The sequence below is a fragment of the Streptomyces rimosus genome, assembly GCF_008704655.1.
Taxonomy (GTDB): domain Bacteria; phylum Actinomycetota; class Actinomycetes; order Streptomycetales; family Streptomycetaceae; genus Streptomyces; species Streptomyces rimosus.
On the sequence record NZ_CP023688.1, the window covers coordinates 2,145,347 to 2,170,124 of the forward strand.

At 72.7% G+C, this 24,778-nt stretch carries 19 protein-coding genes and 1 riboswitch; of the genes, 13 read left to right on the forward strand and 6 right to left on the reverse strand.

Annotation, left to right across the window (positions count from 1 at the left end; all coding sequences use genetic code 11):
* Window positions 1-77: 77 nt before the first annotated feature.
* Entirely contained in the window at window positions 78-443 is a 366-nt protein-coding gene (locus CP984_RS08830; RefSeq protein ID WP_030190279.1) for a hypothetical protein, read from the reverse strand.
* Window positions 444-608: 165 nt separating this feature from the next.
* Here CP984_RS08830 and CP984_RS08835 point away from each other — a divergent pair, with 165 nt between their 5' ends.
* The 8 genes from CP984_RS08835 to CP984_RS08870 all read left to right on the forward strand — a co-directional run bounded on the left by CP984_RS08835 (window position 609) and on the right by CP984_RS08870 (window position 11,548).
* Window positions 609-1,325: a hypothetical protein gene (locus CP984_RS08835; protein ID WP_003981092.1), complete on the forward strand. Its 717-nt coding sequence runs from the start codon at window positions 609-611 to the stop codon at window positions 1,323-1,325.
* Between the two features lie 188 nt (window positions 1,326-1,513).
* A complete protein-coding gene (locus tag CP984_RS08840; RefSeq protein WP_003981093.1) occupies window positions 1,514-2,920 on the forward strand; it encodes a short-chain fatty acyl-CoA regulator family protein in 1,407 nt (468 codons plus the stop codon).
* Window positions 2,921-2,967: 47 nt separating this feature from the next.
* Window positions 2,968-3,140, forward strand: a riboswitch (cobalamin riboswitch).
* A gap of 205 nt (window positions 3,141-3,345) precedes the next feature.
* Window positions 3,346-4,845, forward strand: a complete 1,500-nt coding sequence (locus tag CP984_RS08845) for a CoA-acylating methylmalonate-semialdehyde dehydrogenase (RefSeq protein WP_003981094.1) — start codon at window positions 3,346-3,348, stop codon at window positions 4,843-4,845.
* Window positions 4,846-4,859: 14 nt separating this feature from the next.
* Entirely contained in the window at window positions 4,860-6,062 is a 1,203-nt protein-coding gene (locus CP984_RS08850) for an acyl-CoA dehydrogenase family protein (protein WP_043979505.1), read from the forward strand.
* Window positions 6,059-7,129, forward strand: a complete 1,071-nt coding sequence (locus CP984_RS08855) for an enoyl-CoA hydratase/isomerase family protein (RefSeq protein WP_003981096.1) — start codon at window positions 6,059-6,061, stop codon at window positions 7,127-7,129. The genes CP984_RS08850 and CP984_RS08855 overlap by 4 nt, the downstream gene beginning before the upstream one ends.
* Window positions 7,126-8,085 carry a 3-hydroxyisobutyrate dehydrogenase gene (gene mmsB, locus CP984_RS08860; RefSeq protein WP_003981097.1) on the forward strand — a complete coding sequence of 320 codons (960 nt, stop codon included), beginning with the start codon at window positions 7,126-7,128 and terminating at the stop codon, window positions 8,083-8,085. The genes CP984_RS08855 and mmsB overlap by 4 nt, the downstream gene beginning before the upstream one ends.
* Entirely contained in the window at window positions 8,082-8,888 is an 807-nt protein-coding gene (locus CP984_RS08865) for an enoyl-CoA hydratase (protein WP_003981098.1), read from the forward strand. Before mmsB ends, CP984_RS08865 begins: the two co-directional genes overlap by 4 nt.
* A gap of 119 nt (window positions 8,889-9,007) precedes the next feature.
* On the forward strand, window positions 9,008-11,548 hold the full coding sequence (locus CP984_RS08870) for a GmrSD restriction endonuclease domain-containing protein (RefSeq protein ID WP_003981099.1): 2,541 nt from the start codon (window positions 9,008-9,010) through the stop codon (window positions 11,546-11,548).
* A 33-nt stretch (window positions 11,549-11,581) separates the two neighbouring features.
* On the opposite strand, the gene CP984_RS08875 is transcribed toward CP984_RS08870, so the two are convergent.
* Window positions 11,582-12,721: an acyl-CoA dehydrogenase family protein gene (locus CP984_RS08875; protein ID WP_003981100.1), complete on the reverse strand. Its 1,140-nt coding sequence runs from the start codon at window positions 12,719-12,721 to the stop codon at window positions 11,582-11,584.
* A gap of 267 nt (window positions 12,722-12,988) precedes the next feature.
* Here CP984_RS08875 and CP984_RS08880 point away from each other — a divergent pair, with 267 nt between their 5' ends.
* Together CP984_RS08880 and CP984_RS08885 are read left to right on the forward strand one after the other, a co-directional pair.
* On the forward strand, window positions 12,989-14,614 hold the full coding sequence (locus CP984_RS08880; protein WP_003981101.1) for an AMP-binding protein: 1,626 nt from the start codon (window positions 12,989-12,991) through the stop codon (window positions 14,612-14,614).
* A 153-nt stretch (window positions 14,615-14,767) separates the two neighbouring features.
* The gene (locus CP984_RS08885; RefSeq protein WP_003981102.1) at window positions 14,768-15,637 is read left to right on the forward strand and encodes a PaaX family transcriptional regulator; all 870 of its coding nucleotides are present in this window, start codon (window positions 14,768-14,770) and stop codon (window positions 15,635-15,637) included.
* A gap of 9 nt (window positions 15,638-15,646) precedes the next feature.
* On the opposite strand, the gene CP984_RS08890 is transcribed toward CP984_RS08885, so the two are convergent.
* On the reverse strand, window positions 15,647-16,411 hold the full coding sequence (locus CP984_RS08890; RefSeq protein ID WP_050498828.1) for an HAD family hydrolase: 765 nt from the start codon (window positions 16,409-16,411) through the stop codon (window positions 15,647-15,649).
* Between the two features lie 463 nt (window positions 16,412-16,874).
* Between CP984_RS08890 and CP984_RS08895 the strand changes: the two genes are divergently transcribed.
* From CP984_RS08895 to CP984_RS08905, 3 genes are all read left to right on the forward strand, one after another.
* Window positions 16,875-17,480: a TetR/AcrR family transcriptional regulator gene (locus CP984_RS08895; protein ID WP_003981104.1), complete on the forward strand. Its 606-nt coding sequence runs from the start codon at window positions 16,875-16,877 to the stop codon at window positions 17,478-17,480.
* Between the two features lie 286 nt (window positions 17,481-17,766).
* Complete coding sequence (locus CP984_RS08900) at window positions 17,767-18,363, forward strand: ScbR family autoregulator-binding transcription factor (protein ID WP_226048631.1); 597 nt, start codon at window positions 17,767-17,769, stop codon at window positions 18,361-18,363.
* Between the two features lie 260 nt (window positions 18,364-18,623).
* Window positions 18,624-19,610 (forward strand): ScbA/BarX family gamma-butyrolactone biosynthesis protein, encoded by a 987-nt coding sequence (locus CP984_RS08905; RefSeq protein ID WP_003981106.1) that lies wholly within the window; start codon window positions 18,624-18,626, stop codon window positions 19,608-19,610.
* 222 nt (window positions 19,611-19,832) lie between these two features.
* Here CP984_RS08905 and CP984_RS08910 read toward each other — a convergent pair whose 3' ends face one another.
* The 3 genes from CP984_RS08910 to CP984_RS08920 form a co-directional block, all read right to left on the reverse strand.
* The gene (locus CP984_RS08910; protein WP_003981107.1) at window positions 19,833-22,133 is read right to left on the reverse strand and encodes a bifunctional salicylyl-CoA 5-hydroxylase/oxidoreductase; all 2,301 of its coding nucleotides are present in this window, start codon (window positions 22,131-22,133) and stop codon (window positions 19,833-19,835) included.
* Between the two features lie 2 nt (window positions 22,134-22,135).
* A complete protein-coding gene (locus CP984_RS08915) occupies window positions 22,136-22,963 on the reverse strand; it encodes an enoyl-CoA hydratase family protein (RefSeq protein ID WP_003981108.1) in 828 nt (275 codons plus the stop codon).
* A gap of 171 nt (window positions 22,964-23,134) precedes the next feature.
* The gene (locus tag CP984_RS08920) at window positions 23,135-24,598 is read right to left on the reverse strand and encodes an amino acid permease (RefSeq protein ID WP_003981109.1); all 1,464 of its coding nucleotides are present in this window, start codon (window positions 24,596-24,598) and stop codon (window positions 23,135-23,137) included.
* Window positions 24,599-24,778 lie beyond the last annotated feature (180 nt).

A 24,778-nucleotide genomic window follows, 5' to 3' on the forward strand; every position in this document is an offset into this window, starting at 1 on the left:
GCGGTGCGCGGCCCTTTCGGCCGGTGGAACACCTGCCGGCCGGAAGGGCCGTCGCGGCGTTCCCGGCCGGCGGGCCGTCAGGAGAAGTCGACGGCTGCCAGCACCGGGCCGGCGACGAGGAGTCCGTACTGGATCCAGATGGTGGTGCGCCGGGCGCGGTGGCCCGGGGCGTCGGGGATGCAGAACGAGGCCAGGCCCGCGACCGGGGAGAGCATCAGCGCCACCTGAGCCGCGCCCGCCAGCGGCCCGCTCGCCCCGTCGCCGCTGTACGCCTGGTGGAGGACGATGATCGCGAACAGCACCCACGCGACGGCGAGCAGCGGGAAGCCGAGGACGGCGAACACCCGCAGGGCCGCCTTGGAGGGCGCGAACGGGTCGCTCTCCGGCAGACCGGTGGGGGCGGAGGCTGGTGCGGGTGAGGTCGAAGGGGCTGGTGTGCTCATGATCGCCAGTCTTCCCGCGGCGGGAGGGGGCGGCATCGGTGCGGGTACTCAGAGGGGCGGTGGGCGCGTACTCAGCCGCCCCCGTGCCCGGCCCCCATACGAGTGGCCGAAAGCGTATGGGTAGAGTCCGCCCCTGCCGCGAAAGATCCACCAGGGGGACGCGAGATGAGCACGGTGTGGCTGTACGACCCGAGCCTGCGGGGCGGGCGCTGGGAAGCGCCGCCGGACGGGCGGGTGTTCCGCGAGATCCGGACGACGGTCGGCCAGGCAGCGCCGTACGACCGCAAGGCCGCGCGGACCGTCGCGTACGTCGAGCGGCAGCTGCCGTCCGGAGGCCATGACGCCTACCGCACGGCGCGCAAGGACGGTGTGCGCTCTTTCGCCCTGTGGGAGTCGCCGTATCGGGAGCGGCTGCTGGCACGCGTGGTCACGCGGGCCGCCGCCAAGGGGCAGCCCACGTCCTACGAGGTGCAGGACGCGGACGGCGCGTCCCTGGCGGTCGTCACGCGGACACCCGCCCGGAGCGACGGCGCGGGCCGGACCCGCTGGACGGTGCAGCAGACCGGCCGGGTACCCGCCGTCGGCCTCAAGGGGCGGCTCTTCTGGTGGTGGGTGTGGTGGCTGATCCTGCCCGTGCAGGTGCTCATCGCGGTCGGCAGCCTGGTGTCCGGCAGTGGTGACGGTGCCCGGATGCCGCGCCGTATCCGGTGGTACGCCGGCGGGCGGCGGACCCCGGTCCTGGACTGGGCGAGCGGCGTGGAGGACTTCGAGCTGGACGTACCGGCCGAGGGGTGGGACCCCCGGGTGACCGCCGCCCTCGTCGCCCTGCTGACCAGCCACGCCGGCCTTCTCGGCACGGCGTGGGACGAGGCGGAGCGGTAACGCCGCACTTGCGCGGGGCGCTCGGCCGGTGAACGCTGCAAATCTCCGCCCCCTGAGCGCCTGGTGTCGCCAACCAGCCCCCGCAGCAGAGTTCCGCCCCTCTCTCCTCCCTTCTGCCAAGGTTGCGAAGCCCCGCCACCCCGTACGGCCACTAAGGTGTGCCGCGCGGCAGCGACGGAGGGGGCACCGTGAGCAAGATCTACGCCGGGGCGCGGCTGCGCCGGCTGCGGGAGGAGCGCGGGCTCAGCCAGGCCGCGCTGGCCCGCGTACTGGCCATCTCGCCCAGCTATCTGAACCAGATGGAGCACGACTCGCGGCCGCTGACCGTGCCCGTACTGCTGCGGCTGACCGAGGCGTTCGGGGTGGACCCGGGGTTCTTCGCCGAGCGGGACGCCAGCCGGGTGCTGGCGGACCTGCGCGAGGCGCTGGCCGACGAGCTGGCCGCCGCCCGGGTCTCCCCCGCCGAGCTGTCCGAACTCGCCTCGCGGCAGCCCGCCGTGGCCTCCGTCCTGCTGGGTCTGGGGCGGCGCAACCGGGCGCTGACCGAACGGCTGGCGGAGGTGGCGGAGGGGCGGGACGGGGGTGCCGACCCGGCCGCGCCGCTGTCGCCGCACGAGGAGATTCGCGAGTTCTTCTACCGGCGGCAGAACTATCTCCACGAGGCGGACACCGCAGCCGAGGCGCTCGCGGCCGAACTGGGCATCCGACCCGGCGAGGTGGGACGCGCGCTGGCCGCCCGGCTCACCGAACGGCACGGCGTACGCCTCGTCGACACCCCCGACGGGCCGCTGCACCACTACGACCCGACCGCCCGGGTGCTGCGCCTGTCGGCGGGGCTGCGCCCCGGCCAGCGGGCCTTCCGCATGGCCACCCAGCTGGCGCTGCTGGAGGCCGGTGACGAGCTGTCGCGGCCCGCCTCGGAGGACTTCGAGGAGGGCTCGGCGACCTGGTCACTGGCCCGGATCGGCGTGGCCAACTACTTCGCGGCGGCGCTGGTGCTGCCGTACGGGCCGTTCCACGCCGCGGCCGAGGAGCTGCGGTACGACATCGAGCGGCTGACCGACCGCTTCGGCCTCGGCTACGAGACGGTGTGCCACCGGCTGAGCACCTTGCAGCGGCCGCGCCGGCGCGGGGTGCCGTTCTCGTTCGTGCGGGTCGACCGGGCGGGCAACATGTCCAAGCGGCAGTCCGCGACCGGCTTCCACTTCTCGCGGGCGGGCGGTACATGCCCGCTGTGGAACGTCTACGAGGCGTTCACCGCGCCCAGCCGCATCCATGTGCAGATCGCGGCGATGCCGGACGGCCGCCGCTACCTGTGGACGGCGCGTACGGTCACCCGGCATCGCGGCGGCTGGGGCGATCCGGGCAAGACCTTCGCCATCGGCCTGGGCTGCGAGATCCGGCACGCGTCGCGGCTCGTCTACTCCGACGGGCTGGACCTGGACAACGCCGCGGCGGCCACGCCGATCGGCATGGGCTGCCGGGTCTGCGAACGGCTGGAGTGCCCGCAGCGGTCCGTGCCGCCGCTCGGCCGGGCGCTGGCCATCGACGAGAACCGCAGCACGTTCGTGCCGTATCCGGTGCGGGAGGAGTGAGGCCGGCGGCCGGTCGCTCTGGACTTACTAGGACGTCCAACTATATGTTCGTGAGCACGGCCCGCGGTGCAGGGAAGCCGGTGCGAAACCGGCGCGGTCCCGCCACTGTGACCGGGGAGTGCGCTGCCGAGCAGGACGCCACTGACGCGAACGCGTCGGGAAGGCGGGCGGCGCGCGGTGATCCGGAAGCCAGGATACCGGCCGCGGGTGTTGTTCCGTGTTGTCCACGAGGATGGAGCAGACACGCATGGCACCGGTGCGTACCCACGGCCCAGGTGATCCGGCCCGGCCCGCGGCGCCGCCCGCGGACTGACGGTTCCACGCCTTTCGCGTCCCACGGCCCCGCCGCGTGCCGCGCGCCATCCGCGCCGCCCGCGCGCCCGGCCGTGCCATCCCCGGGTCTCACCTGACGAGAGCAGGCTCCCATGGTCCGAGAACTGACCCATTTCATCGGCGGCAAGCACACACCGGGAACATCGGGTGCTTTCGGCGATGTGTACGACCCCAACACCGGCACCGTGCAGGCCCGCGTCCCGCTCGCGGACCGGGCCGAAACGACGGCCGCGATCGCCGACGCGGCGGCGGCCCAGCCGGAGTGGGGCGAGTGGAACCCGCAACGGCGCGCCCGGGTGCTGCTCGATTTCCTGCGCCTGGTCGAGGGCGAGCGGGAGTCGCTGGCCCGGCTGCTGTCGAGCGAGCACGGCAAGACGATTCCGGACGCGCACGGTGACCTCCAGCGCGGGCTGGAGGTGGTGGAGTTCGCCGCGGGCATTCCGCACCTGCTCAAGGGCGAGTTCACCGACAACGCCGGGACCGGCATCGACGTGCACTCGCTGCGCCGCCCCATCGGCGTGGTCGCCGGGATCACCCCGTTCAACTTCCCCGCGATGATCCCGCTGTGGAAGGCTGCCCCGGCCCTCGCCTGCGGCAACGCGTTCGTGCTCAAGCCGTCCGAGCGGGCGCCGTCGGTGCCGCTGCGGCTCGCCGAACTGTTCCTGGAGGCGGGGCTGCCGCCGGGCGTCCTGAACGTCGTGCACGGTGGCAAGGAACCGGTGGACACGCTGCTGGAGGACCCGCGCGTCGAGGCGCTGGGCTTCGTCGGCTCGACGCCCGTCGCCGCGCGCATCTACGCGACCGCCGCGGCGCACGGCAAACGCGCCCAGTGCTTCGGCGGCGCCAAGAACCACCTGATCGTGATGCCGGACGCCGACCTCGACCAGGCGGTGGACGCGCTGGTCGGCGCCGGGTACGGGTCGGCGGGCGAGCGCTGCATGGCGGTCTCGGTCGCCGTACCGGTGGGCGAGGAGACGGCCGAGGCGCTGGTGGCGCGGCTCAAGGAGCGGATCGGCGCGCTGCGCATCGGCCGCAGCGACGACCCGCACGCCGACTTCGGGCCGCTGGTCGGCCGGGACGCGCTGGACCGGGTGCGCGCGTATGTCGATCTGGGCGTCACGGAGGGCGCCGAACTGGTCGTGGACGGGCGGGACTTCACGCTGCCCGGCCATGAGGACGGCTTCTTCGCGGGCGCCTCGCTCTTCGACCGGGTCACCCCGGACATGCGCATCTACCAGGAGGAGATCTTCGGCCCGGTGCTGTCGGTGGTACGGGCGGCGGACTACGAGGAGGCGCTGCGGCTGCCCACGGAGCACCCGTACGGCAACGGCGTGGCGATCTTCACCCGGGACGGGGACACCGCACGGGACTTCAGCCGGCGGGTGAACACCGGCATGGTCGGCGTCAACGTGCCGATCCCGGTGCCGGTCGCGTACCACACCTTCGGCGGCTGGAAGCGGTCCGGCTTCGGCGACCTGAACCAGCACGGCCCGGACGCGATCCGCTTCTACACCCGCACCAAGACCGTCACCTCGCGCTGGCCCTCCGGGGTCAAGGAAGGCGCGAGCTTCACCATCCCGACGATGGGCTGAGCGCGATGAGCGTCATGACCACCGCCACCACGGCCGCCTCCCTCACCCCGGACCAGCTCGCCATCGTGGAGACGACGCTGGACTTCGCGCAGGAGCACATCGCGCCGCACGCCGTGGCCTGGGACCAGGACAAGCACTTTCCCGTGGACGTGCTGCGCAGGGCCGCCGCGCTGGGGCTCGGCGGGATCTACGTACGGGAGCGGTCCGGCGGCTCCGCGCTGAGCCGGGCGGACGGCGTGCTGGTCTTCGAGGTGCTGGCCACCGCCTGCCCGTCCATCGCGGGCTACCTGTCCATCCACAACATGGTCGCCTGGATGATCGACCGGTACGGCGACGAGGCGCAGCGCGCCCGTTGGCTGCCCGGCCTGTGCTCGATGGCGGATCTGGGCAGCTACTGCCTGACCGAGCCGGGCGCCGGGTCCGACGCGGCGGCGCTGCGCACCCGCGCGGTGCGCGACGGCGACGACTACGTGCTCACCGGCGTCAAGCAGTTCATCTCCGGTGCCGGGACCTCGCGGGTGTACGTGGTGATGGCCCGTACCGGCGAGGACGGTCCCGGCGGCATCTCCGCGTTCATCGTCGAGCGGGACGATCCGGGACTGTCGTTCGGCCCGAACGAGAAGAAGATGGGCTGGAACGCGCAGCCCACCCGGCAGGTGATCCTCGATGAAGTGCGCGTACCCGCCGATCGGCGGCTCGGCGCGGAGGGCGACGGTTTCCGCATCGCGATGAGCGGCCTGAACGGCGGCCGGCTCGGCATCGCCGCCTGCTCCCTCGGCGGCGGGCAGAGCGCCCTGCACGCGGCGCAGGCGTACCTCGCGGACCGGGAGGCGTTCGGCGGACGGCTGCTGGACGCGCAGGCGCTGCAGTTCCGTCTCGCCGACATGGCGACGGAGCTGGCCGCCGCCCGCGCGCTGGTACGGCAGGCGGCCGAGGCGCTGGACCGGGGCGATCCGCAGGCACCGCAGCTGTGCGCGATGGCCAAGCGGTTCGCCACCGACACGGGCTACTCCGTCGCCGACCGCGGGCTGCAGCTGCACGGCGGCTACGGCTACCTGAGTGAATACGGCATGGAGAAGATCGTCCGCGATCTTCGTGTCCATCAGATCCTGGAAGGGACGAACGAGATCATGCGCCTGATCGTGGCCCGCGGGCTGACCGGAGCGGGGGCCGGCGGCAGCAGCCGCACCAAGGCCGGGACGGGGGCCGGCCGATGAGCGACGGCTCCGTACTGCTGCGGACGGAGGGGCGCGCGGCGTACCTCACCCTCAACCGCCCCAAGGCCCTCAACGCCCTCGACCACACCATGGTGCGCCGGATCGGCGCGGCGCTGGCCGGGTGGGAGCACGACCCGGCGGTGGAGACCGTGGTGATCGACGGCGCGGGTGAGCGCGGGCTGTGCGCGGGCGGCGACATCCGCGCCATCCACGAGGACGCGCGGTCCGGCGGCGGCGCGGCGTCCGCCGCGTTCTGGCGCGACGAGTACCGGCTCAACGCCCGTATCGCCCGCTACCCCAAGCCGTACGTCGCCGTCATGGACGGCATCGTGATGGGCGGCGGCGTCGGCGTCTCGGCGCACGGCAGCGTGCGGATCGTCACCGAGCGGTCCAAGGTCGCCATGCCCGAGACCGGCATCGGCTTCGTACCGGACGTCGGCGGTACGTACCTGCTGGCGCTCGCGCCCGGCGAACTGGGCACCCATCTGGCGCTGACCGGCGCGCCGGTCGGGGCCGGTGACGCGCTGCTGTGCGGGCTCGCCGACCACTTCGTCCCGTCGGAGGGGGTGGGACGGCTGGTGGCGGACCTCGCCACCGCCCCGGTGCCCGAGGTGCTGCCCCGCTACGTACGGGACGCGCCGGGCGGCGAACTGGCGGCCCACCGGGAGTGGATCGACCACTGCTACACGGCCGGCACCGTCGAGGAGATCGTGGACCGGCTGCTCGGCAGCGGCGTCCCGGAGGCCAAGGAGGCCGCCGAGACGATCCTCGCCAAGTCCCCCACCTCGCTGAAGGTGACCCTGGCCGCGCTGCGCCGGGCCCGCGATCTGGGGCCGCTGGAACGCGTCCTGGACCAGGAGTACCGCGTCTCGTGCGCGGCGCTGTCCGCGCCGGACCTGGTCGAGGGCATCCGCGCCCAGGTGATCGACAAGGACCGTGCGCCGCGCTGGTCCCCCGCCACCCTCGCCGAGGTCACGGACGAGGACGTGGCCCGGTTCTTCGCGCCGCTCGGCGACGACGAGCTGGGGCTCGCCGACGGTGCCGGTACGCAGGAGGTGCCGTGGTGAGCGCGTCGGCGGACAACGGGACCGGCACGGTCGGCTTCATCGGGCTCGGCAACATGGGCGGGCCGATGGCGGCCAACCTGGTCAAGGCCGGTCACCGGGTGACCGGTTTCGACCTCGTACCGGAGGCGCTGGCGGCGGCCGCCGAGGCAGGCGTGGAGCCCGCCGCCTCGGCGACCGCGGCCGCAGCGGACGCGGACGTGGTGATCACCATGCTGCCCGCCGGACGCCACGTCCTGGCGCTCTACGAGGACGGCGGCCTGCTCGCCGCGGCCCGCCCCGGCACCCTGTTCGTGGACTGCTCGACCATCGACGTGGCCGACGCACGCGCCGCCCACGAGGCCGCCGTACGCGCAGGTCACCAGGCACTGGACGCACCGGTCTCGGGCGGCGTGGTCGGGGCCGGAGCGGGCACGCTGACGTTCATGGCGGGCGGCGGCGCGGCCGAGTTCGCGCGGGCCGAACCGCTGCTCGCGGCGATGGGCCGGAAGGCGGTGCACTGCGGCGCGGCGGGCGCCGGACAGGCCGCGAAGATCTGCAACAACATGATCCTCGGTATCTCGATGATCGGGGTCAGCGAGGCGTTCGTCCTCGGCGAGAGCCTGGGCCTGTCCCATCAGGCCCTGTACGACGTGGCGTCCACGGCGAGCGGGCAGTGCTGGGCGCTCAGCGTCAACTGCCCGGTGCCGGGCCCGGTACCGGCCAGCCCCGCCAACCGCGACTACCGCCCCGGCTTCGCGGCTCCGCTGATGGCCAAGGACCTGGGCCTGGCCGCGGACGCGGTCCGCGCGAGCGGCGTACAGGCCGAACTCGGCCTGCGCGCCGCCGAGTTGTACGCAGCGTTCGCCGGGAACGAGGGAGCGGAACAGGACTTCTCCGGAATCATCCGAACGATCAGGCAGCAGTCCGGCGGCGCACCGACACCACAGCAGACCGAGCAGAACGGAACGCCCGCATGACCGACACCGTCCCGGCCGCCATCAAGGCGCAGCCGTACGAGACGATCCTCGTCGAACGCACCGGCCGCACCGCGGTCCTCACCCTCAACCGCCCCAAGGCCCTCAACGCCCTCAACCTCCAGGTGATGAACGAGGTCGTGGCGGCGACCGCCGAGCTGGACCGCGACCCGGACATCGGCTGCATCGTCATCACCGGCTCGCCGAAGGCGTTCGCGGCCGGGGCCGACATCAAGGAGATGCGTCCCCAGTCGTACATGGACATGTATCTCAGCGACTGGTTCACCGCCTGGGACCGGCTGGGCGACCTGCGCACACCGACCGTCGCGGCGGTGGCCGGACACGCCCTGGGCGGCGGCTGTGAGCTGGCCATGCTCTGCGACATCCTGCTCGCCGCCGACACCGCGGTCTTCGGCCAGCCGGAGATCAAGCTCGGCGTCATCCCCGGCATCGGCGGCTCACAGCGGCTGACCCGCGCCGTGGGCAAGGCCAAGGCGATGGACCTGTGCCTGACCGGCCGCACCATGGACGCGACGGAGGCCGAACGGGCCGGCCTGGTCTCCCGGATCGTGCCCGCCGCCGACCTGCTGACCGAGGCCCGCGCCGTGGCGGAGAAGGTGGCCGCGATGTCCGCGCCGGTGGCGATGATGGCCAAGGAGGCCGTGAACCGCGCCTTCGAAACCACCCTCGCCGAGGGCGTCCGCTTCGAGCGCCGCCTGTTCCACGCGGTGTTCGCCACGGAGGACCAGAAGGAGGGCATGGCGGCGTTCGTGGAGAAGCGGGGGGCGGAATTCCGGCACCGTTAGGCGCACGGCCGGCAGCCGCCGCCCGCCCCGGAGTGCCTCGCCCCGGGCTCGGTCCGGCTAGGGTGATCGCCTTGAACACCCGTAAGCAGGGCTTTAGTTGAGTACAGGGCGAGGGGACGATGGAAGCACGGGAAACGACGTTCGAGCGGCTGATCCAGGGGGACAACCAGTTCCAGATCCCCCTGTATCAGCGCACCTACAGCTGGGACGCCAAGGACCACCAGCGACTGTGGGACGACCTGTTACAGCAGACCGTCGTGGGCGGCGACGATGCGCCGACCGGGCACTTCCTCGGGTCGCTGGTGCTCGACCCCCGCGCGCCCCTGCCGGACACGGTCCAGCGGTGGGTGGTCATCGACGGGCAGCAGCGGCTGACGACGCTGATGCTGCTGGCCTGCGCGATGCGCGATCACGTACGGGTCTTCGACGCCGGGAAGGCGGACCTCGTCCACCGCCGGTACCTGGTCAACGAGGAGGACTACACCGGGCTCGACTCCTACAAGCTGCTGCCGACCCAGGCCGACCGGCCGTCGTACCTCGCCTGCCTCAACAGCGATCCCACAGCGGGCGGGGAGGACAGTATCGGTGCCGCCTACCGGTTCTTCCGGGCCACTCTCGCCGAGTACGACCCCGTCGGCGAGTGGGAGGCCGTGCGCCACATCGACCAGGCGCTGCGCCACCGGCTGACCCTGGTGACGATCACGGCCGGGCCACGGGACAACGCCTTCCGGATCTTCGAGTCGCTCAACAACACCGGCAAGTCGCTCAGCCAGGCCGACCTGCTGCGCAACTACGTGTTCATGCAGCTGCCGACCCTCGGCGAGCAGGTGTACGACCGCGTATGGCTGCCTCTCCAGACGGAACTCGGCCCGGACCGGCTCACCACACTCGCCTGGCTCGACCTGGTGCTGCAGGGCCAGCCCCGGCTCACCAGCAGTGAGGTCTACGAAGGACAGCGGCGCCGGATGGGCCGGATCGTGGCCGCGGAGGGCGAAGAGGGGCTGCGGGAGGACCTCGTCCGGCTGCGCCGTCTCGGTCGTCTCCTGCTGCGGGTCTTCGAACCCGACCGGGAACCGTGCGCGGAGCTCGGGGCGGCTCTAACGCGGCTCGCACAGTGGGGAGGCGAGGCGCACTACCCGCCCGCACTGCACGTGCTGGACCAGGTGGACCGGGGCGTGACCGGGACCGCGCAGGCTGTCGAGGCGCTGACCTGCGTGGAGAGTTTCCTGGTCCGGCGCATGATCTGCCGCGAGCCCTCGCACAGTGTCCGGCAGCTGCTGGCCACCGTTCCGTCGGGTCTGGAACGGGACCGGCCCTTGCCCGAAGCGATACGCCGCTTCCTGTCCGGGCCGCGACGGGGGTGGCCACGCGACGAGGAGCTGCGCGAGGCGATCCGTACGCAGCCGTTCTACTGGCAGGGCAGCGGCCGCCATCGTTCTTACGTGCTGCGGCGGTTCGAGGAGGACTACGCCTCTCCGGAACCCGTGGACTTCTCCCGCGCCTGGGCGTCGATCGAGCATGTCCTGCCGCAGCGGGCGGGACAGGAGTGGCTGGCCATGCTGGCCGAGGACGCCGAAGAGGGGGAGCGGGCCGAGGAGCTGCACGCGGCGCTGGTGCACACCTTGGGCAACCTGACGCTCTCCGGCGAGAACGCACGGCTGTCCAACCATCCGTACGAGCGCAAGCAGCAGATCCTCGACCAGAGCGCGCTGCGCATGAACCGGGAGATAGCCGCCGCCGGCCGCTGGGGGCGCCGCGAGATCCTGGACCGCGCCGAGCGCCTCGCCGACCGGGCGGTGCGGATCTGGCCGGGTCCGCTGGCCGCCGACGATCCGCGCGCCGACGAGCGGTCGGAGTGGCTGCGGCTGCGGAAGGTGCTGGCAGCCGTTCCGGCCGGGAAGTGGACGACGTACAAGGACCTGTCCACGGTCACCGGAGCGGGTTCGCCGCAGACCGTCGGCAGCTACCTGGCCAAGCACGCCGATGTGCCGAACGCACACCGCGTCCTGACGGCCGACGGCACGTCCTCCCCCGGATTCGCCTGGTTCGACGGCCGTACGGAATCGCAGCAGGAGGCGCTGGAACGAGAAGGCGTCCGGTTCGACGGAACGGTGGCCGACGCGGAGCAGCGGCTGCTCCTGTCCGAGCTCGCCGCTCTCGCCGGGCTCGACGCCCCGGGAGGGAGCGCCGAGGACACGGCAGTGCGGCATCCCGAGGCCCCTGCCGACCGGGCGGAGAACTTCGCCGCGCTGCTGCGTGCCCACCAGCCGGATGTCGCGGACGAGCTGCTGGCCTGGCTGGGCAAGTGGGAAGCGGAGGGCGGCCGGCTCCAGTACGGTGCCGCCGCGGAGACCAGCTGTGCACCCGTGCTGCGGGAGGGAAAGGGTCCGCAGGGCAGCATCTGGCCGGTGAGTGTGTACCCGCGCTCGGGAACCGTGGAAGTCGTCTTCGAATACCTCGCCGGCCGGGAACCCTTCACCCGGCTCGGACTCCTCGCCGAGCTGCGCGACCGGCTGCGGTCGATCCCCGGCGTGGAGCTGGCCGTTCCCGACGAGGAACTGACCCGGCGGCGGCCGAGTTTCCCGCTGGGGGCGCTGCGCGGTGAGGGGCTCGTCATCTTCGCCGAGACGCTGGAATGGTTCCGGCAGCAGAGTCTGTGACCCCCGCAGGGGGCGGGAGTGGGCGAGGCCCGCTCACCGCCCCCGATACAGCTCCCTAGCGATGATCGACCGCTGCACCTCCGTAGCCCCCTCGTAAATGCGCGGCGCGCGGACCTCGCGGTAGAGGTGTTCGAGGAGGTGGCCGCGGTGCAGGGCGCGGGCGCCGTGGATCTGGACGGCGGTGTCCACGGCTTGCTGGGCGGTTTCGGTGGCGAGGAGTTTGGCCATGGCGGAGCGTTTGGCGATGTCGGGGGCGCCGTTGTCGTACGCGGTGGCCGCGGCGTAGACGAGGAGGCGGGCGGCCTCGATACGGGTGGCGGTCTCGGCCAGTTGGTGGGAGACGGCCTGGAGGTCCTTGAGGGGGCCGCCGAAGGCGGTGCGGTCGGCGGCGTGGGCCAGGGCGGCGTCCAGGGCCGCCTGGGCCATGCCGACGGCGAACGCGCCGACGCTCGGCCGGAAGAGGTTGAGCGTGCGCATCGCGACGCCGAAGCCGCGGTCCGGCTCGCCCACCATGTCGTCGCGGGTCACCGGTACGCCGTCGAAGACCAGGGTGCCGATCGGGTGCGGACTGAGCATGTCCAGCGGGGCGCCGGACAGGCCGGGGCGGTCGGCGGGGACCAGGAAGGCGGTGATGCCGCGGGACCCGGCGCCGCCGCCCGTGCGGGCGAAGACGGTGGCGAAGTCGGCCTCCGGCGCGTTGGAGATCCAGCACTTCTCGCCGGTCAGCCGCCAGCGGCCGGCGTCCGGCGGGCCGTCCGGCTCGGCGGCCAGGGCGAGCGCGCCGGCGTCCGAGCCCGCGTCCGGCTCGCTCAGCGCGAAGGCGGACACCGCGCGGCCCGCGACGACCTCCGGCAGCCAGCGCGCCCGCTGCTGCTCCGTACCGGACTGGACGACGGGGTATGTGCCCAGGCCCTGGAGCGCGAGCGCGGTTTCGGCTTCGGTGGATTCCTGGGCCAGGGACTCCCGCAGCAGGCACAGGTCGAGGGCGCGCACCGGGCCTTCGGCGGGGAACAGGCGGCGCAGCAGGCCCAGTTCGCCGAGGGCCGCGACCAGCGGGCGGTTCACGCGGCCCGGCTCGCCCCGGTCCGCCAGGGGGCGCAGCCGTTCGGCGGTCAGCGCGCGCAGTTCGGCGCACCACTTCTGTTCCTGCGGGCCCAGCGCGAATGCGGTCACGGGCGGCTCCCTCGTCTCGGGCCCGGGGCTGCCGGGCGGTTCGCTCGGGTGCGTACGGCGCCGCCGGCCACCGTGGCACGTACCGGCCGCGCCGCCGGAGCGTATCGCGCTCTGTTGACTGCCGTCACGAACACGTTACGCTGACGGCGGACCGGCACGGCAGTACCCGGGCAGAACCCGGAGGAATCACCCGCACTTGACCGGCTCTTCTTGTCCGGCGACCGGTTCTGCTCGTCCCCACCGTCGTCCGCAAGGGGGCACACCGGCATGGAACTGACGCCGTCGGCACACGCCGACACCTTCGCCCGCGATCACCTCCCCCCGGCCGACCGGTGGCCGCACCTCACGGACCTCGGCTACCCGGACCGGCTCAACTGCGGTGCCGAACTGCTGGACGCCTCCGCCGAGCGGTGGGGCCCCGGCCGCCCGGCCTTCCGGGACGCGGCCGGTGCCGTCTGGACGTACGGGGAGCTGCGGGAACGGGTCAACCGCATCGCGCACGTCCTCACCGACGACCTGGGCGTGCTCCCCGGCCACCGGGTCCTGCTGCGCGGCCCCACCACTCCCCTGCTGGCCGCCTGCTGGCTGGCCGTCATGAAGGCGGGCGCGGTGGCCGTGACCGTGCTGGCCACGCAGCGCCCGAAGGAGCTGGCCACCATCTGCGGCCTGGCCCGGGTGGGGCACGCGCTGTGCGACGCACGGGTGCTGGACGATCTGGTGGCCGCCGGGGTGCCGGGGCTGCGCATCACCCCGTACGGCGGGGACGGGCCGGAGGACCTGGTGCGGCGTGCCGAGGGCAAACCGGCCGCGTACGAGGCGGTGGCGACCGCGTCCGACGACGTGGCGCTGATCGCCTTCACCTCGGGGACCACCGGGCGGCCCAAGGGCTGTATGCACTTCCACCGCGATGTGCTGGCCATCGCCGACACCTTCTCCGCGCGGGTGCTGCGCCCCACGCCGGACGACGTGTTCGCCGGGAGCCCGCCGCTCGGTTTCACCTTCGGGCTCGGCGGCCTGGTGATCTTCCCGCTGCGGGCCGGGGCCTCGGCGTACCTGGCCGACTGGGGCGGGCCCGGACAGCTGCTGCGCGACATCGCGCGGCACCGGGTCTCCGTGCTGTTCACCGCGCCGACCGCCTACCGGGTGATGCTGCCGAAGCTGGCCGCGCACGACGTGTCCTCGCTGCGGCGCTGTGTGTCGGCGGGCGAGAACCTGCCCGCGGCGACCTGGCGGGAGTGGGAGAAGGCCACCGGGCTGCGCATCATCAACGGCATCGGCGCCACGGAGCTGCTGCACATCTTCATATCGGCCGCCGACGAGCGGGTCCGGCCGGGGACGACGGGGCTGCCGGTGCCCGGATTCGAGGCGCGGGTGGTCGACGCGGACGGGCGGCCGGTGCCGGACGGGACGCCGGGGCTGCTCGCGGTGCGCGGCCCGACGGGCTGCCGCTACCTGGCGGACGAGCGGCAGCGGGAGTACGTGCGCGACGGCTGGAACCTGACCGGCGACACCTACGTCCGGGACGCGGACGGCTACTTCAGCTATGTGGCACGGGCGGACGACATGATCATCTCGGCCGGGTACAACGTCGCCGGTCCCGAGGTGGAGGACGCGCTGCTGCGCCATCCCGATGTCGCCGAGGCGGCGGTGGTCGGGCGGCCCGACGCGGAGCGCGGCCAGGTCGTGGTGGCCCATCTCGTACTGCGGCAGGGCGTGCCGCGCGATCCGGAAACGGTCGCGGTGCTGCGCGAGTTCACCAAGGCGGCCATCGCGCCGTACAAGTGCCCGCGCGAGATCGTCTTCCATGACGCGCTGCCCCGTACGGCGACCGGCAAGCTCCAGCGCTTCCGGCTACGCGCGGGTGGCACGGGCGGCCCGGACCGTACGCCGTGACCGGCCGGGCCGGTGACAGCGGTCCGAGGTCCCGCCGTACCGCGCCCCGGCGGCTGCGGCTACGATCGCGCCCGGAGCGGCCACGGCCCGGCAGCCGTCCGTGCGCGCCCCCGTGGCCGGGGGCCGGAGCATGACAAGGCGGGAAACGACCACGTGAGCGACCAGTACGCGCAGCGCACGCCGCGGTCCCTGATCGTCACCTTCTACGGTGCGTACGGGCGCGGCGCCGGGGACGGCCCCGGCGAGGCGCCGGGCCCGGTGCCGGTCGCCGCGCTGATCCGGCTGCTCGGGGTGCTCGGCGTCGATCCGCCGTCCGTGCGCTCCGCGGTCTCCCGGCTCAAGCGGCGCGGCCTGCTCGTCCCCGCCCGTACGGAGGCCGGGGCCGCCGCGTACGGGCTCTCGGAGGCGGCGCACCAGCTGCTGGACGACGGCGACCGGCGGATCTACGGTCGCCCGGAGCCCGGACCTTCGGACGGCTGGGTCCTGGCCGTCTTCTCGGTGCCCGAGCAGGAGCGCCACAAGCGGCACCTGCTGCGCTCCCGGCTGGCCCGGCTGGGCTTCGGCACCGCCGCGCCGGGTGTGTGGATCGCCCCGTCCCATCTGTACGACGAGACCCGGCACACCCTGGACCGGCTGCACCTCTCGGCGTACGTCGACCTGTTCACCGGCGCGCACGCGGGCTTCGAGCCGACCGCCGACGCGGTGGCCCGCTGGTGGGACCTGGACGCGATCGCCGCGCGGCACCGCGCCTTCCTCGACGACCACGAACCGGTGCTGCGCCACTGGTCGAGCCGCCGCCCCGTACCCCCCGAGGCGGCGTACCGCGACTATCTGCTGGCGCTGGACGCCTGGCGCCGGCTCCCCTACGCGGACCCCGGTCTGCCCTCTCCCCTCCTGCCCGAGGACTGGCCGGGCGGCCGCGCGGCGGATGTCTTCGGCCGGCTGCACGCCGAACTGCGCGCGCCCGGGCGGCAGTTCGTGCAGGCGGCGGTGAACGGGGGCCGGACGGTGGCCACCGCCTGACGCCGGTGCTCAGCGCTTCCTCGGGTGGGCCGCCGCGGCGGCCATCGGGCGGGGCCGGGCAGCGGCGATGGTGGAGACGACGTCCTTGAAGGAGCCGCACATACGGGTACCGGCCACCGCCGCCAGCTCGCCGAAGCTGCCCACCCCGTACGTGACCGCGACCGGCTCCATCCGGGCGGTGACCGCCATCCGCATGTCGCCGACCGTGTCACCGACGTACGCGCTCTCCCAGGGCGCCACACCCAGGTCGGCGGCGGCCCGCAGCACCATCTCCGGGTGCGGCTTGCCGCGCCGGACCATGTCCTGGGTGATGACCGGGCCGAGCAGGTCGCGGATGCCCAGCACGTCGAGCAGGGCCTCGGCGCCGCGGGTGCCCTTCGAGGTGGCCACGGCCAGCTCGATGCCGTGCGCGCGCAGCGCGGAGAGCCCGGCGGCCACACCGGGGAAGAGCAGGCGGGGGCCCTCGCGCAGCACCTCGTACGCGAACAGCTCGCGGTAGCGGCCGATCGCGGCCACCACGGCGTCGTGGTCCTCCGGCATGCCGAGCAGCTTGCCGAAGGCCGGTCCCGGCGGCTTGCCGATGGCGGCGGCGGCCTGCCGGGCGGTGACCGGGCGGCCCTGTTCGGAGGCGACCTTGACCAGCAGCCGGCTGATGGCGGGGAGCGTGTTGGCGAGGGTTCCGTCGAGGTCGAAGACGGCGGCCTTGATGGTCTCGCCGACCGCGGCCCGCGCGGCGCCCCCGGGACGTGGCACGGCTCCCGCTGAATCACGCATTGCTCGACACCTTCCGATTTCCTGATGGGTCCTGTGCAGCTGTGGGTCCGGCCGGCGTCCGTGACGCCGCCGGACGCGGGAAGACGTGCCGGCCGCGCCCGCGCGGACGGCGGGGTTCGGGCCGTGGCACACCGGTGTCCGGAAGTGACGTGCTCGCACCGGAGTGACGCCTGCCGGAAGAAGCACGTTCCATGGTTCGCCTTCGCAGATTTAAAAACCGCCTGCGCTGTTTGTCAATGCGTTCCGCAGGTCCGCACCCGGCGCCGTGCAACGTTCCATGTCGGCGCCGGAGCACGGGAACTGACGAGGCGTAGCACGATCAACAAACTCCCTGACCTCTTCTGCACCACGGGATCACACATACCCCACACGCCACACCTCGATTCAGTTTTCGAACCGCATGGTTGGTTTTGTATGTAGACTGCGGCGCGTCCACAGCCGGACTACAGACAGGACGGACACTGTGCCGACGCAGCATCGAGCGATACAAAGCCGCCAGACCCTCATCCGGTCGGCCGCCCAGGCGTTCATCGAGAAGGGCGTGCCCGCCTCGGGCATGGTCGACATCAGCCGCCGTGCCCGGCTGAGCAAGGGCGCCCTCTACTTCCACTTCGCCTCCAAGGACGACCTCACCCTCGCGGTCCGGGACGAAGCCCTGGACGCCGTGCGCGACCTGGAGGACGAACTGGCCCGCGCACCGCATCCGGCACCCACCGCCGTACGGGACTTCGCGATCGGGCTGCTGGGCCGGGTGGACACGGATGTCGTCGTACGGGCCGGGCTCCAGCTGCGTCCGGAGACCGCGCCGGGGATCGCCCGGCCGGAACTCCAACAGCGGTGGTACGAACTGTTCCTGGAGAAGGCCACCGCCGACCGGGCGGCCGGGAAGCTGCCGCCCGGCGACGATCCCCGGCGCTCGGCGCAACTGCTGGCCGCGCTGGTCGTGGGCCTGCTGCACCTCGGCCAGGAGGACCGGACGTGGTGGGACAAGGACGTGGTCACGGACATCTGGGCGCAGTTGCTGCCCGATGCGGCCACATCCGCGCCGGCCGAAGAGGCCGTCCGGTAGTCCGCGCCCGAACTCCCCCATCCATCCCCGCGGCAGGTCCGAATGCCCGTGGAGAGAGAAAACCAGCGGAGCACCACCCCGCCGTAGCCGGGCGGCGCCCAGCCGCTCGGCGGTCCGGCCGCGGGCCCGCGCGGCGCACTACCACCAACCGCTTTTCAATACCGCATGGTTGGCTTTTTTAAGGTTTCGAAAATAGACTGACAAGACCGGGCTCGTAAGGTTGCCCCAGGCACAACTCCCCCCGAGAGCATACGGAGGACGATCGGTGGTCAAGCAGGAACGCGCAGTGCGCACTCGACGTGCCGTCCTCGAAGCGGCGGCCCAGGTCATCGGCACACGCGGGTACGAAGCGGCCACGATGGCGGAGATCATCCAGCGGGCCGGCGTGACGAAGGGCGCCCTGTACTTTCACTTCGCCTCCAAGGACGCCCTCGCCCGGGCCGTCATCTCGGAACAGACCGACCCGTTCATTCCGCAGGTCAGCGACTCCCGGCTACAGGACGCCATCGACTTCACCCACCAGGTGGCGGTGGCCCTGCGGGACGATCCGCTGCTCCAGGCCGGCACCCGTATCGCCGTCGAGACGACGTTCAGCGACGATCCGCTGGTCCCGTACCAGGCGTGGATCGACATCATCACGAAGATGTTCGCCGACGCCCGGGAGAACGGGGAACTGCTTCCGGCCATCGCGCCGGAGCGGGCGGCGGAGTTCTTCGTCTCGGCCTACATGGGCATCCAGCTCTTCTCGCACGCCGCCAGCAACCGGCACGACCTGCCCGAACGCGTCACGGCCCTGTGGAAGCACATCCTTCCCGGGCTGGCCTCGCCGGGCGCGATGAGCCACCTCGATCCGCACGGCCGCTCGGTGCGGACCGCGGCCTGACCCCAACGCTCCGCGCCCGGCCGCACGTTGACGTGCGTCCGGCGCGCCGCCATGCTTGCCGCGCACCCTCTCCGGGCGGCCGGCGCCCCGTCCGCGTACCGCCGCGCACCACCGGTTCCCCGCTTCGAGACCTCCGCGTAAGAAATCCCGTGGAAGCACTGGAAAACAAACCATCCGGTTTGTATCTTAGTCCGCGTTGGTCCGCCGCCGAGGCTCACGCCGTCCGAGCGGAGTGAGCCGCCATATGGGAGGGAACTCGCATGGTCAGCGCCACGCTCACCGCGCCGTCCACCGCAGCAGACCGTCGTCCGTTCGCCGGACGGGAGCACATCAGCCTGTCCGACCTGCCGCCGCTGACGACGACCGTGCCCCGGCAGTATGTACACCGGACCGCGATTTCCGAGGTGTTCCTGACCGACTGGCGCCGTGCGGGGACCGACGCCTGGGTGGTGAGCGCCCAATGGCCGCGCGCCCACAGTTTTTACAGTCCGGTGGACGGTCTGCACGACCCGATGCTGCTGGTCGAGACGATGCGGCAGGCCAGCATCCTGCTCAGCCACGTGGCGCACGGCGTACCCCTGGACCACCCGATCATCTGGCAGGACCTCCATTACTCTCTCGTTCCCGAGGCCCTGCGCGTTGCCGGTACGCCTGCCGAGATAGAACTGCACATCATCGACCACGACTTGGTGTACCGCGGCAAGCGGCTGGCCAGTGCCCGGCAGTCGTACCGCGTACTGCGCGACGGCACCGAGCTGGCCGCCGCCGAGCTGACTTTTTCCTGCCACAGCCCCGCCGTCTACCGCCGGCTGCGCGGTGAATACAGCGACCTGCAGCGTGCCAACGACCGCAAGCTGGAGCCGGCCGAGCCGGTGGCGCCGCCCCTGGTGGCCCGCGACCGCACCGGCGACGTGGTCCTCTCCCCCACCGCACGCGCCAACCGCTGGCAGCTGCGGGTGAACACCGCCCACCCGGTACTCTTCGACCACCCCGTGGACCACGCGCCCGGCATGCTCATGGTCGAGGCCGCCCGGCAGGCCGCGCACGCCGCCGCGGGCCCCGGTTTCTCGCTCCCCGCCGAGCTGGACTGCTCCTTCCACCGCTACGGCGAACTGGACGCGCCGTGCTGGGTCGAGGTGACCCCGAAGGGCCGTGACGCCCGGGACCGCATCCTCCTGGACATCGACATCCACCAGAACGGCCGGTCCGTTTTCACCGCGCGCACGGCAAGCCAGTCCATCCGCTGAACCGACGCCCGGGACACCCCGGGTTCCGCCCCTTCACTCAGGAGCTCCCCACCGGAGGCCGTGTGACGTCTGCCGTCCGTGCCTCACTTCCCCTTCAGGGACCGGAACGGGAACCGTCGCTCCGCCTGGTGACGAGCGATTGATGTGGAGCATGGACGCGCCTGGGGTCGTCTGCCCAGGCGCGTCCTTGCGCGCGGATCGTGTCGGCGCGCGGGGCCTCCATCACCCCAACCGCAACCGCGGCTTGGGCGCATCCGTGCGGCCGGTGGGCGGAGTGCGGTTGCCTGATTGGTACGGGAGGGGCCAGGGGGCGCCAGGGCCGGTGTAGTTCTGCTCGGCGGCCGCGTGGAGGGTCCAGTGCGGGTCGTACAGGTGGGGCCGGGCCAGGGCGCACAGGTCGGCGCGGCCTGCGAGGACAAGGGAGTTGACGTCGTCCCAGGACGAGACGGCGCCCACCGCGATCACCGGGACGCCCAGGCGGTTGCGGATGCGGTCGGCGAACGGGGTCTGGTAGGAGCGGCCGTATTCGGGCTGCTCGTGGGGGACGACCTGGCCGGTCGAGACGTCGATGGCGGCGGCGCCGTGGGCGGCGAAGGCGCGGGCGATCTCGACCGAGTCCTCGGCGGTGGTGCCGCCTTCGGCCCAGTCGGTGGCGGATATCCGTACGGTCATGGGCCGGTCGTCCGGCCAGACGGCGCGTACCGCGTCGAAGACCTCCAGCGGGAAGCGGAGCCGCGCGGCGAGGTCGCCGCCGTACGCGTCGGTTCGGCGGTTGGTGAGCGGGGAGAGGAAGCCGGAGAGCAGGTAGCCGTGGGCGCAGTGCAGTTCGAGGAGGTCGAAGCCGGCGCGGGCGGCGGAGCGGGCAGAGCGTACGAACTGCTCGCGTATCAGGCCGAGTTCGGGTTCGGTGAGGGCGTGGGGGATCTGGTTGACGCCGGGGCGGTACGGGAGGGCGGAGGGTGCCACGACCGGCCAGTTGCCCTCCGGCAGCGGCTGGTCGATGCCTTCCCACATGAGGCGGGTGGAGCCCTTGCGGCCGGAGTGCCCGAGCTGGACGCCGATGGCGGTACCGGGCGACCGGGCGTGCACGAAGTCGGTGACGCGGCGCCAGGCCGTCTCGTGCTCCGGCGCGTACAGGCCCGTGCAGCCGGGGGTGATACGGCCCTCGGGGCTGACGCAGACCATCTCGGTCATCACCAGCCCGGCGCCGCCAAGGGCGCGGGCGCCGAGGTGGACGAGGTGGAAGTCGCCCGGGGTGCCGTCGCCGTCGGCGCTGTACATATCCATCGGGGAGACCACGACCCGGTTGCGCAGGGTCAGGCCGCCGAGGCGGAAGGGGGTGAACATGGGCGGGGTGCCCGGCGGGACACCGGCTTCCTCCTCGACCGCCGCGACGAAGCCCGGATCGCGCAGCCGCAGGTTGTCGTGGGTGACCCGGCGGCTGCGGGTGAGCAGGTTGAAGGCGAAGCGGCGGGGCGGCTGGTCCGCGTACTCCGCCAGGTCCTCGAACCAGGCGAGGCTGGCGCGGGCGGCCCGCTGGGTGGAGGCGACGACGGGCCGCCGTTCGGCCTCGTACGCGGCCAGCGCGTCCGGGAGGGCGGGGTTCTCCTCCAGGCACGCGGCGAGCGCGAGGGCGTCCTCGACGGCGAGTTTGGTGCCGGAGCCGATGGAGAAGTGGGCGGTGTGCGCGGCGTCGCCGAGCAGGACCGTATTGCCATGCGACCAGCGGTCGTTGACGACGGTGCGGAACGCGGTCCAGGCGGAGTTGTTGGAGCGCAGCGGACGGCCGCTCAGCGCGTCGGAGAAGACCTTGGCGCACCACTCGGCGGACTCGCGCTCGTCACAGCGGTCCAGTCCGGCCCGGCGCCAGACCTCTTCGCGCATTTCCACGATGACGGTACTGGCGCCCTCCGGGTGCTCGGGCCCGGCACCGGCGTACGGGTAGCCGTGCAGCTGGACGACGCCGTGCTCCGTCTCGGCGATCTCGAAGCGGAACGCGTCGAAGGCGAAGTCGGCGGCGAGCCAGATGTAGCGGCAGCGGTGGCTGGTCAGGCTCGGGCCGAAGACGGCGGCGTGTGCGGTACGGGTGGGACTGTGCACCCCGTCGGCGGCGATGACCAGGTCGTGGCTCGCGGCGAGTACGGCGGCGGGCGGGGCCTCGGTACGGAAGTTCAGCCGTACGCCGAGGGAGCGGCAGCGCTCGTGCAGGATGCGCAGCAGCGTACGGCGGCCGAGGGCGGCGAAGCCGTGGCCGCCGGAGGTCAGGGTGTGCCCGCGGTGCACGACGTCGATGTCGTCCCAGCGCACGAACTCCCGCCGGAGCGCGCGGTGGACCTCGGGGTCGGCGTGCTCGATGCCGCCGAGGGTCTCGTCGGAGAGGACCACGCCGAAACCGAAGGTGTCGTCGGGAGCGTTGCGCTCCCAGACGGTGATGTCGCGGGCCGGGTCGAGGCGTTTGAGGAGGACGGCCGCGTACAGGCCGCCGGGGCCGCCCCCGATGACGGCCACCTTCCGGGCGCCCACCCTTACTTCCCCTGCCACTTCGGGGACCGCTTCTCGGTGAAGGCGGCGTGGAATTCGGCGTAGTCGGCGCTGTTCATCAGCAGGGCCTGGGTGGCGGCGTCCATCTCGACGGCGGCGCCCAGCGGCATGTCCAGTTCAGCGGTGAGCAGCGCCTTGGTCTGGGCGAGGGCGAGCGCGGGCCCGGTGGCGAGCCGCTGGGCGAGGACGTGTGCCGCGGTGTCCGCGCGGCCTTCCTCGGCCAGCTCGCTGAGCAGGCCGATGCGTTCGGCCTCGGGGGCGCGGACCGGTTCGCCGAGCATCAGCAGCCGGGTGGCGTGGCCGAGGCCGACGACGCGCGGCAGCAGATAGGCGGCGCCCATGTCGCCGCCGGAGAGGCCGACCTTGGTGAAGAGGAAGGCGAAGCGGGCCGAGGGGTCGGCGATGCGGAAGTCGGCGGCCAGCGCGAGCACCGCGCCGGCGCCCGCCGCGACGCCGTGGACGGCGGCGATCACCGGGAACGGGCACTCCCGGATGGCCCGCACGACCTGGCCGGTCATCCGGTTGAAGTCCAGGAGCCGGCCGGTGTCCATGGCGAGGGTGGCGCCGATGATCTCCTCGACGTCGCCGCCGGAGCAGAAGCCGCGGCCCTCGCCGCCGAGGACGAGGGCGCGTACGGACCGCTCCCTGGACAGTTCGGCGAGCAGGTCGCGCAGGTCGGCGTACGCCTCGAAGGTCAGCGCGTTGAGCCGGTCGGGGCGCGCGAGGGTGACGGTGGCGATGCCGTCCCGCCTGCTCACGCGGATGTGCTGCCATGCGTCGGTGGTGCGGGCGGAACCTGTGAACGGGCTCATCGGGCCACTGCCCCCTTCAGCCGGACGGGCTGGTGCCGGAACGCGATCGCGCTTCGAAGTTATCACCGTTGCGTGACTGTCGTCACGAGTACGCGATACCGCATGGCGCGCAACGCACCGCGGCCTCCGGCGGCACGTTGCCGCCGGAGGCCGCGCCCGACCGGGAGGGGTTCACACGGCCGCGGGCACCTCGGCGCGCTCCGCGGCTTCGCCGCCCGGTTCCATACCGCCCTGCCCCAGCCGCGAGTTCCGCCGCCCGTACAGCGCGTAGACGACCGCGCCGGCCGCGAGGAACGCGGCGAACTGCAGCCAGGTCGCCGGGCCCGTGCCGTAGATCAGATAGCCGCAGAAGGCGATGCCGAGCAGCGGGCAGAGCGGGAAGAGCGGCACCCGGAAGCGGCGCGGCAGGTCCGGGCGGGTGCGGCGCAGCACCATGACGCTGACGTTGACGACGGCCATCACGGCGAGCGTGCCGATGGTCGTCAGGTTCATCACGACATCCAGCGGGACCACCGCGGCGGGGACCGCGAAGACCACCGCCACGATCCAGGTGCCCGCCACCGGGGTGGCGGTCTTCGGCGAGATCCGCTCGAAGACGCGCGGGACCAGGCCGTCGCGGGACATCGACATCAGGATGCGGGTCTGCCCGTACATGACCGCGAGCACGACGGAGGCGATGGCGACGACCGCGCCGAAGGCGATCACGCCGCCGCCGACCGCGGAGTGGGTGACCTGGTTGACGACGAGGGACAGCGCGGCGGGCCGGTCGCCCACCTGGTCGGCGGAGAGCGCGCCGATGGCGGACAGCGCGACCACGCCGTACAGCACGGTGACCACACCGATGCAGATCATGATCGCGACGGGCACGTTCCGGCGCGGGTTCTTCACCTCTTCGCCCGCCGTGGTGATCGCGTCGAAGCCGATGTACGAGAAGAAGGCGACCGAGGCGCCGGAGGTGATGCCGGCGATGCCCTCGGGGGCGAACGGCGTGAGGTTGCCGTCCTCGAAGGCGGTGAAGGCGATGGCGCAGAACAGGACGAGGACCGCCAGCTTGAGCACGGCCATCGCGGCGGTCGCGCGGGCGCTCTCGCGGATGCCGCGCACCAGCAGCACCGCGGCGAGCAGCATCACGACGACGGCCGGGAGGTTGACGACGCCGCCGTCACCGGGCGGGTTCGACAGCGCAGCGGGCAGCTGCCAGCCGGTCAGGCTGTTCAGCAGCTCGTTCAGATACTGCCCCCAGCCGACCGCGACCGCGGAGACCGAGACGCCGTACTCCAGCAGCAGGCACCAGCCGACGAGGAAGGCGGCGCGCTCGCCGAGGGTGGCGTACGCGTAGGAGTACGAGCTGCCGGAGACCGGGATGGCGCCGCCCAGCTCCGCGAAGGAGAAGGCGGTGAAGACGCAGGTCACGGCGGCGAGCACGAAGGAGACGACGACGGCGGGGCCGGACCGGGCGACGGTGTCGGACAGGCCGACGAAGATGCCGGTGCCGACGATGGCGCCGATGCCGAAGCACACGAGCTGGAAGAGCCCCATGGTGCGCTTGAGGCCGTGGCCTTCGAGGTCCGTGCCGGATTCGGCGACGAGGAGGTCGGGGGACTTGACGCGCAGTCCAGAACCTGACGGACGCATGGGGTGGTTCTCATCTCTGATGGTGCGGTGGTGCGGTGCGCGCGGCGGGTGGGCCGGGCACGGGGCGGGGTCCGGGCGGTGGCCCGGACCCCGTACGCCGGTTCGATGGTAGCCGTTATGGCTGCATGATCGCTCATTGGGGCGTATAGCCATGCAATACGGGCCGTACGGGACCCGCGC

Coding starts and splice junctions, on each gene's coding strand:
- CP984_RS08845 (WP_003981094.1), top strand. CDS start 3,346: ATGGTCCGAGAACTGACCCATTTCATCGGCGGCAAGCACACACCGGGA.
- CP984_RS08915 (WP_003981108.1), bottom strand. CDS start 22,963: ATGAGCCCGTTCACAGGTTCCGCCCGCACCACCGACGCATGGCAGCAC.
- CP984_RS08835 (WP_003981092.1), top strand. CDS start 609: ATGAGCACGGTGTGGCTGTACGACCCGAGCCTGCGGGGCGGGCGCTGG.
- CP984_RS08880 (WP_003981101.1), top strand. CDS start 12,989: ATGGAACTGACGCCGTCGGCACACGCCGACACCTTCGCCCGCGATCAC.
- CP984_RS08855 (WP_003981096.1), top strand. CDS start 6,059: ATGAGCGACGGCTCCGTACTGCTGCGGACGGAGGGGCGCGCGGCGTAC.
- CP984_RS08865 (WP_003981098.1), top strand. CDS start 8,082: ATGACCGACACCGTCCCGGCCGCCATCAAGGCGCAGCCGTACGAGACG.
- CP984_RS08890 (WP_050498828.1), bottom strand. CDS start 16,411: ATGCGTGATTCAGCGGGAGCCGTGCCACGTCCCGGGGGCGCCGCGCGG.
- CP984_RS08870 (WP_003981099.1), top strand. CDS start 9,008: ATGGAAGCACGGGAAACGACGTTCGAGCGGCTGATCCAGGGGGACAAC.
- CP984_RS08850 (WP_043979505.1), top strand. CDS start 4,860: ATGACCACCGCCACCACGGCCGCCTCCCTCACCCCGGACCAGCTCGCC.
- CP984_RS08920 (WP_003981109.1), bottom strand. CDS start 24,598: ATGCGTCCGTCAGGTTCTGGACTGCGCGTCAAGTCCCCCGACCTCCTC.
- CP984_RS08830 (WP_030190279.1), bottom strand. CDS start 443: ATGAGCACACCAGCCCCTTCGACCTCACCCGCACCAGCCTCCGCCCCC.
- CP984_RS08905 (WP_003981106.1), top strand. CDS start 18,624: ATGGTCAGCGCCACGCTCACCGCGCCGTCCACCGCAGCAGACCGTCGT.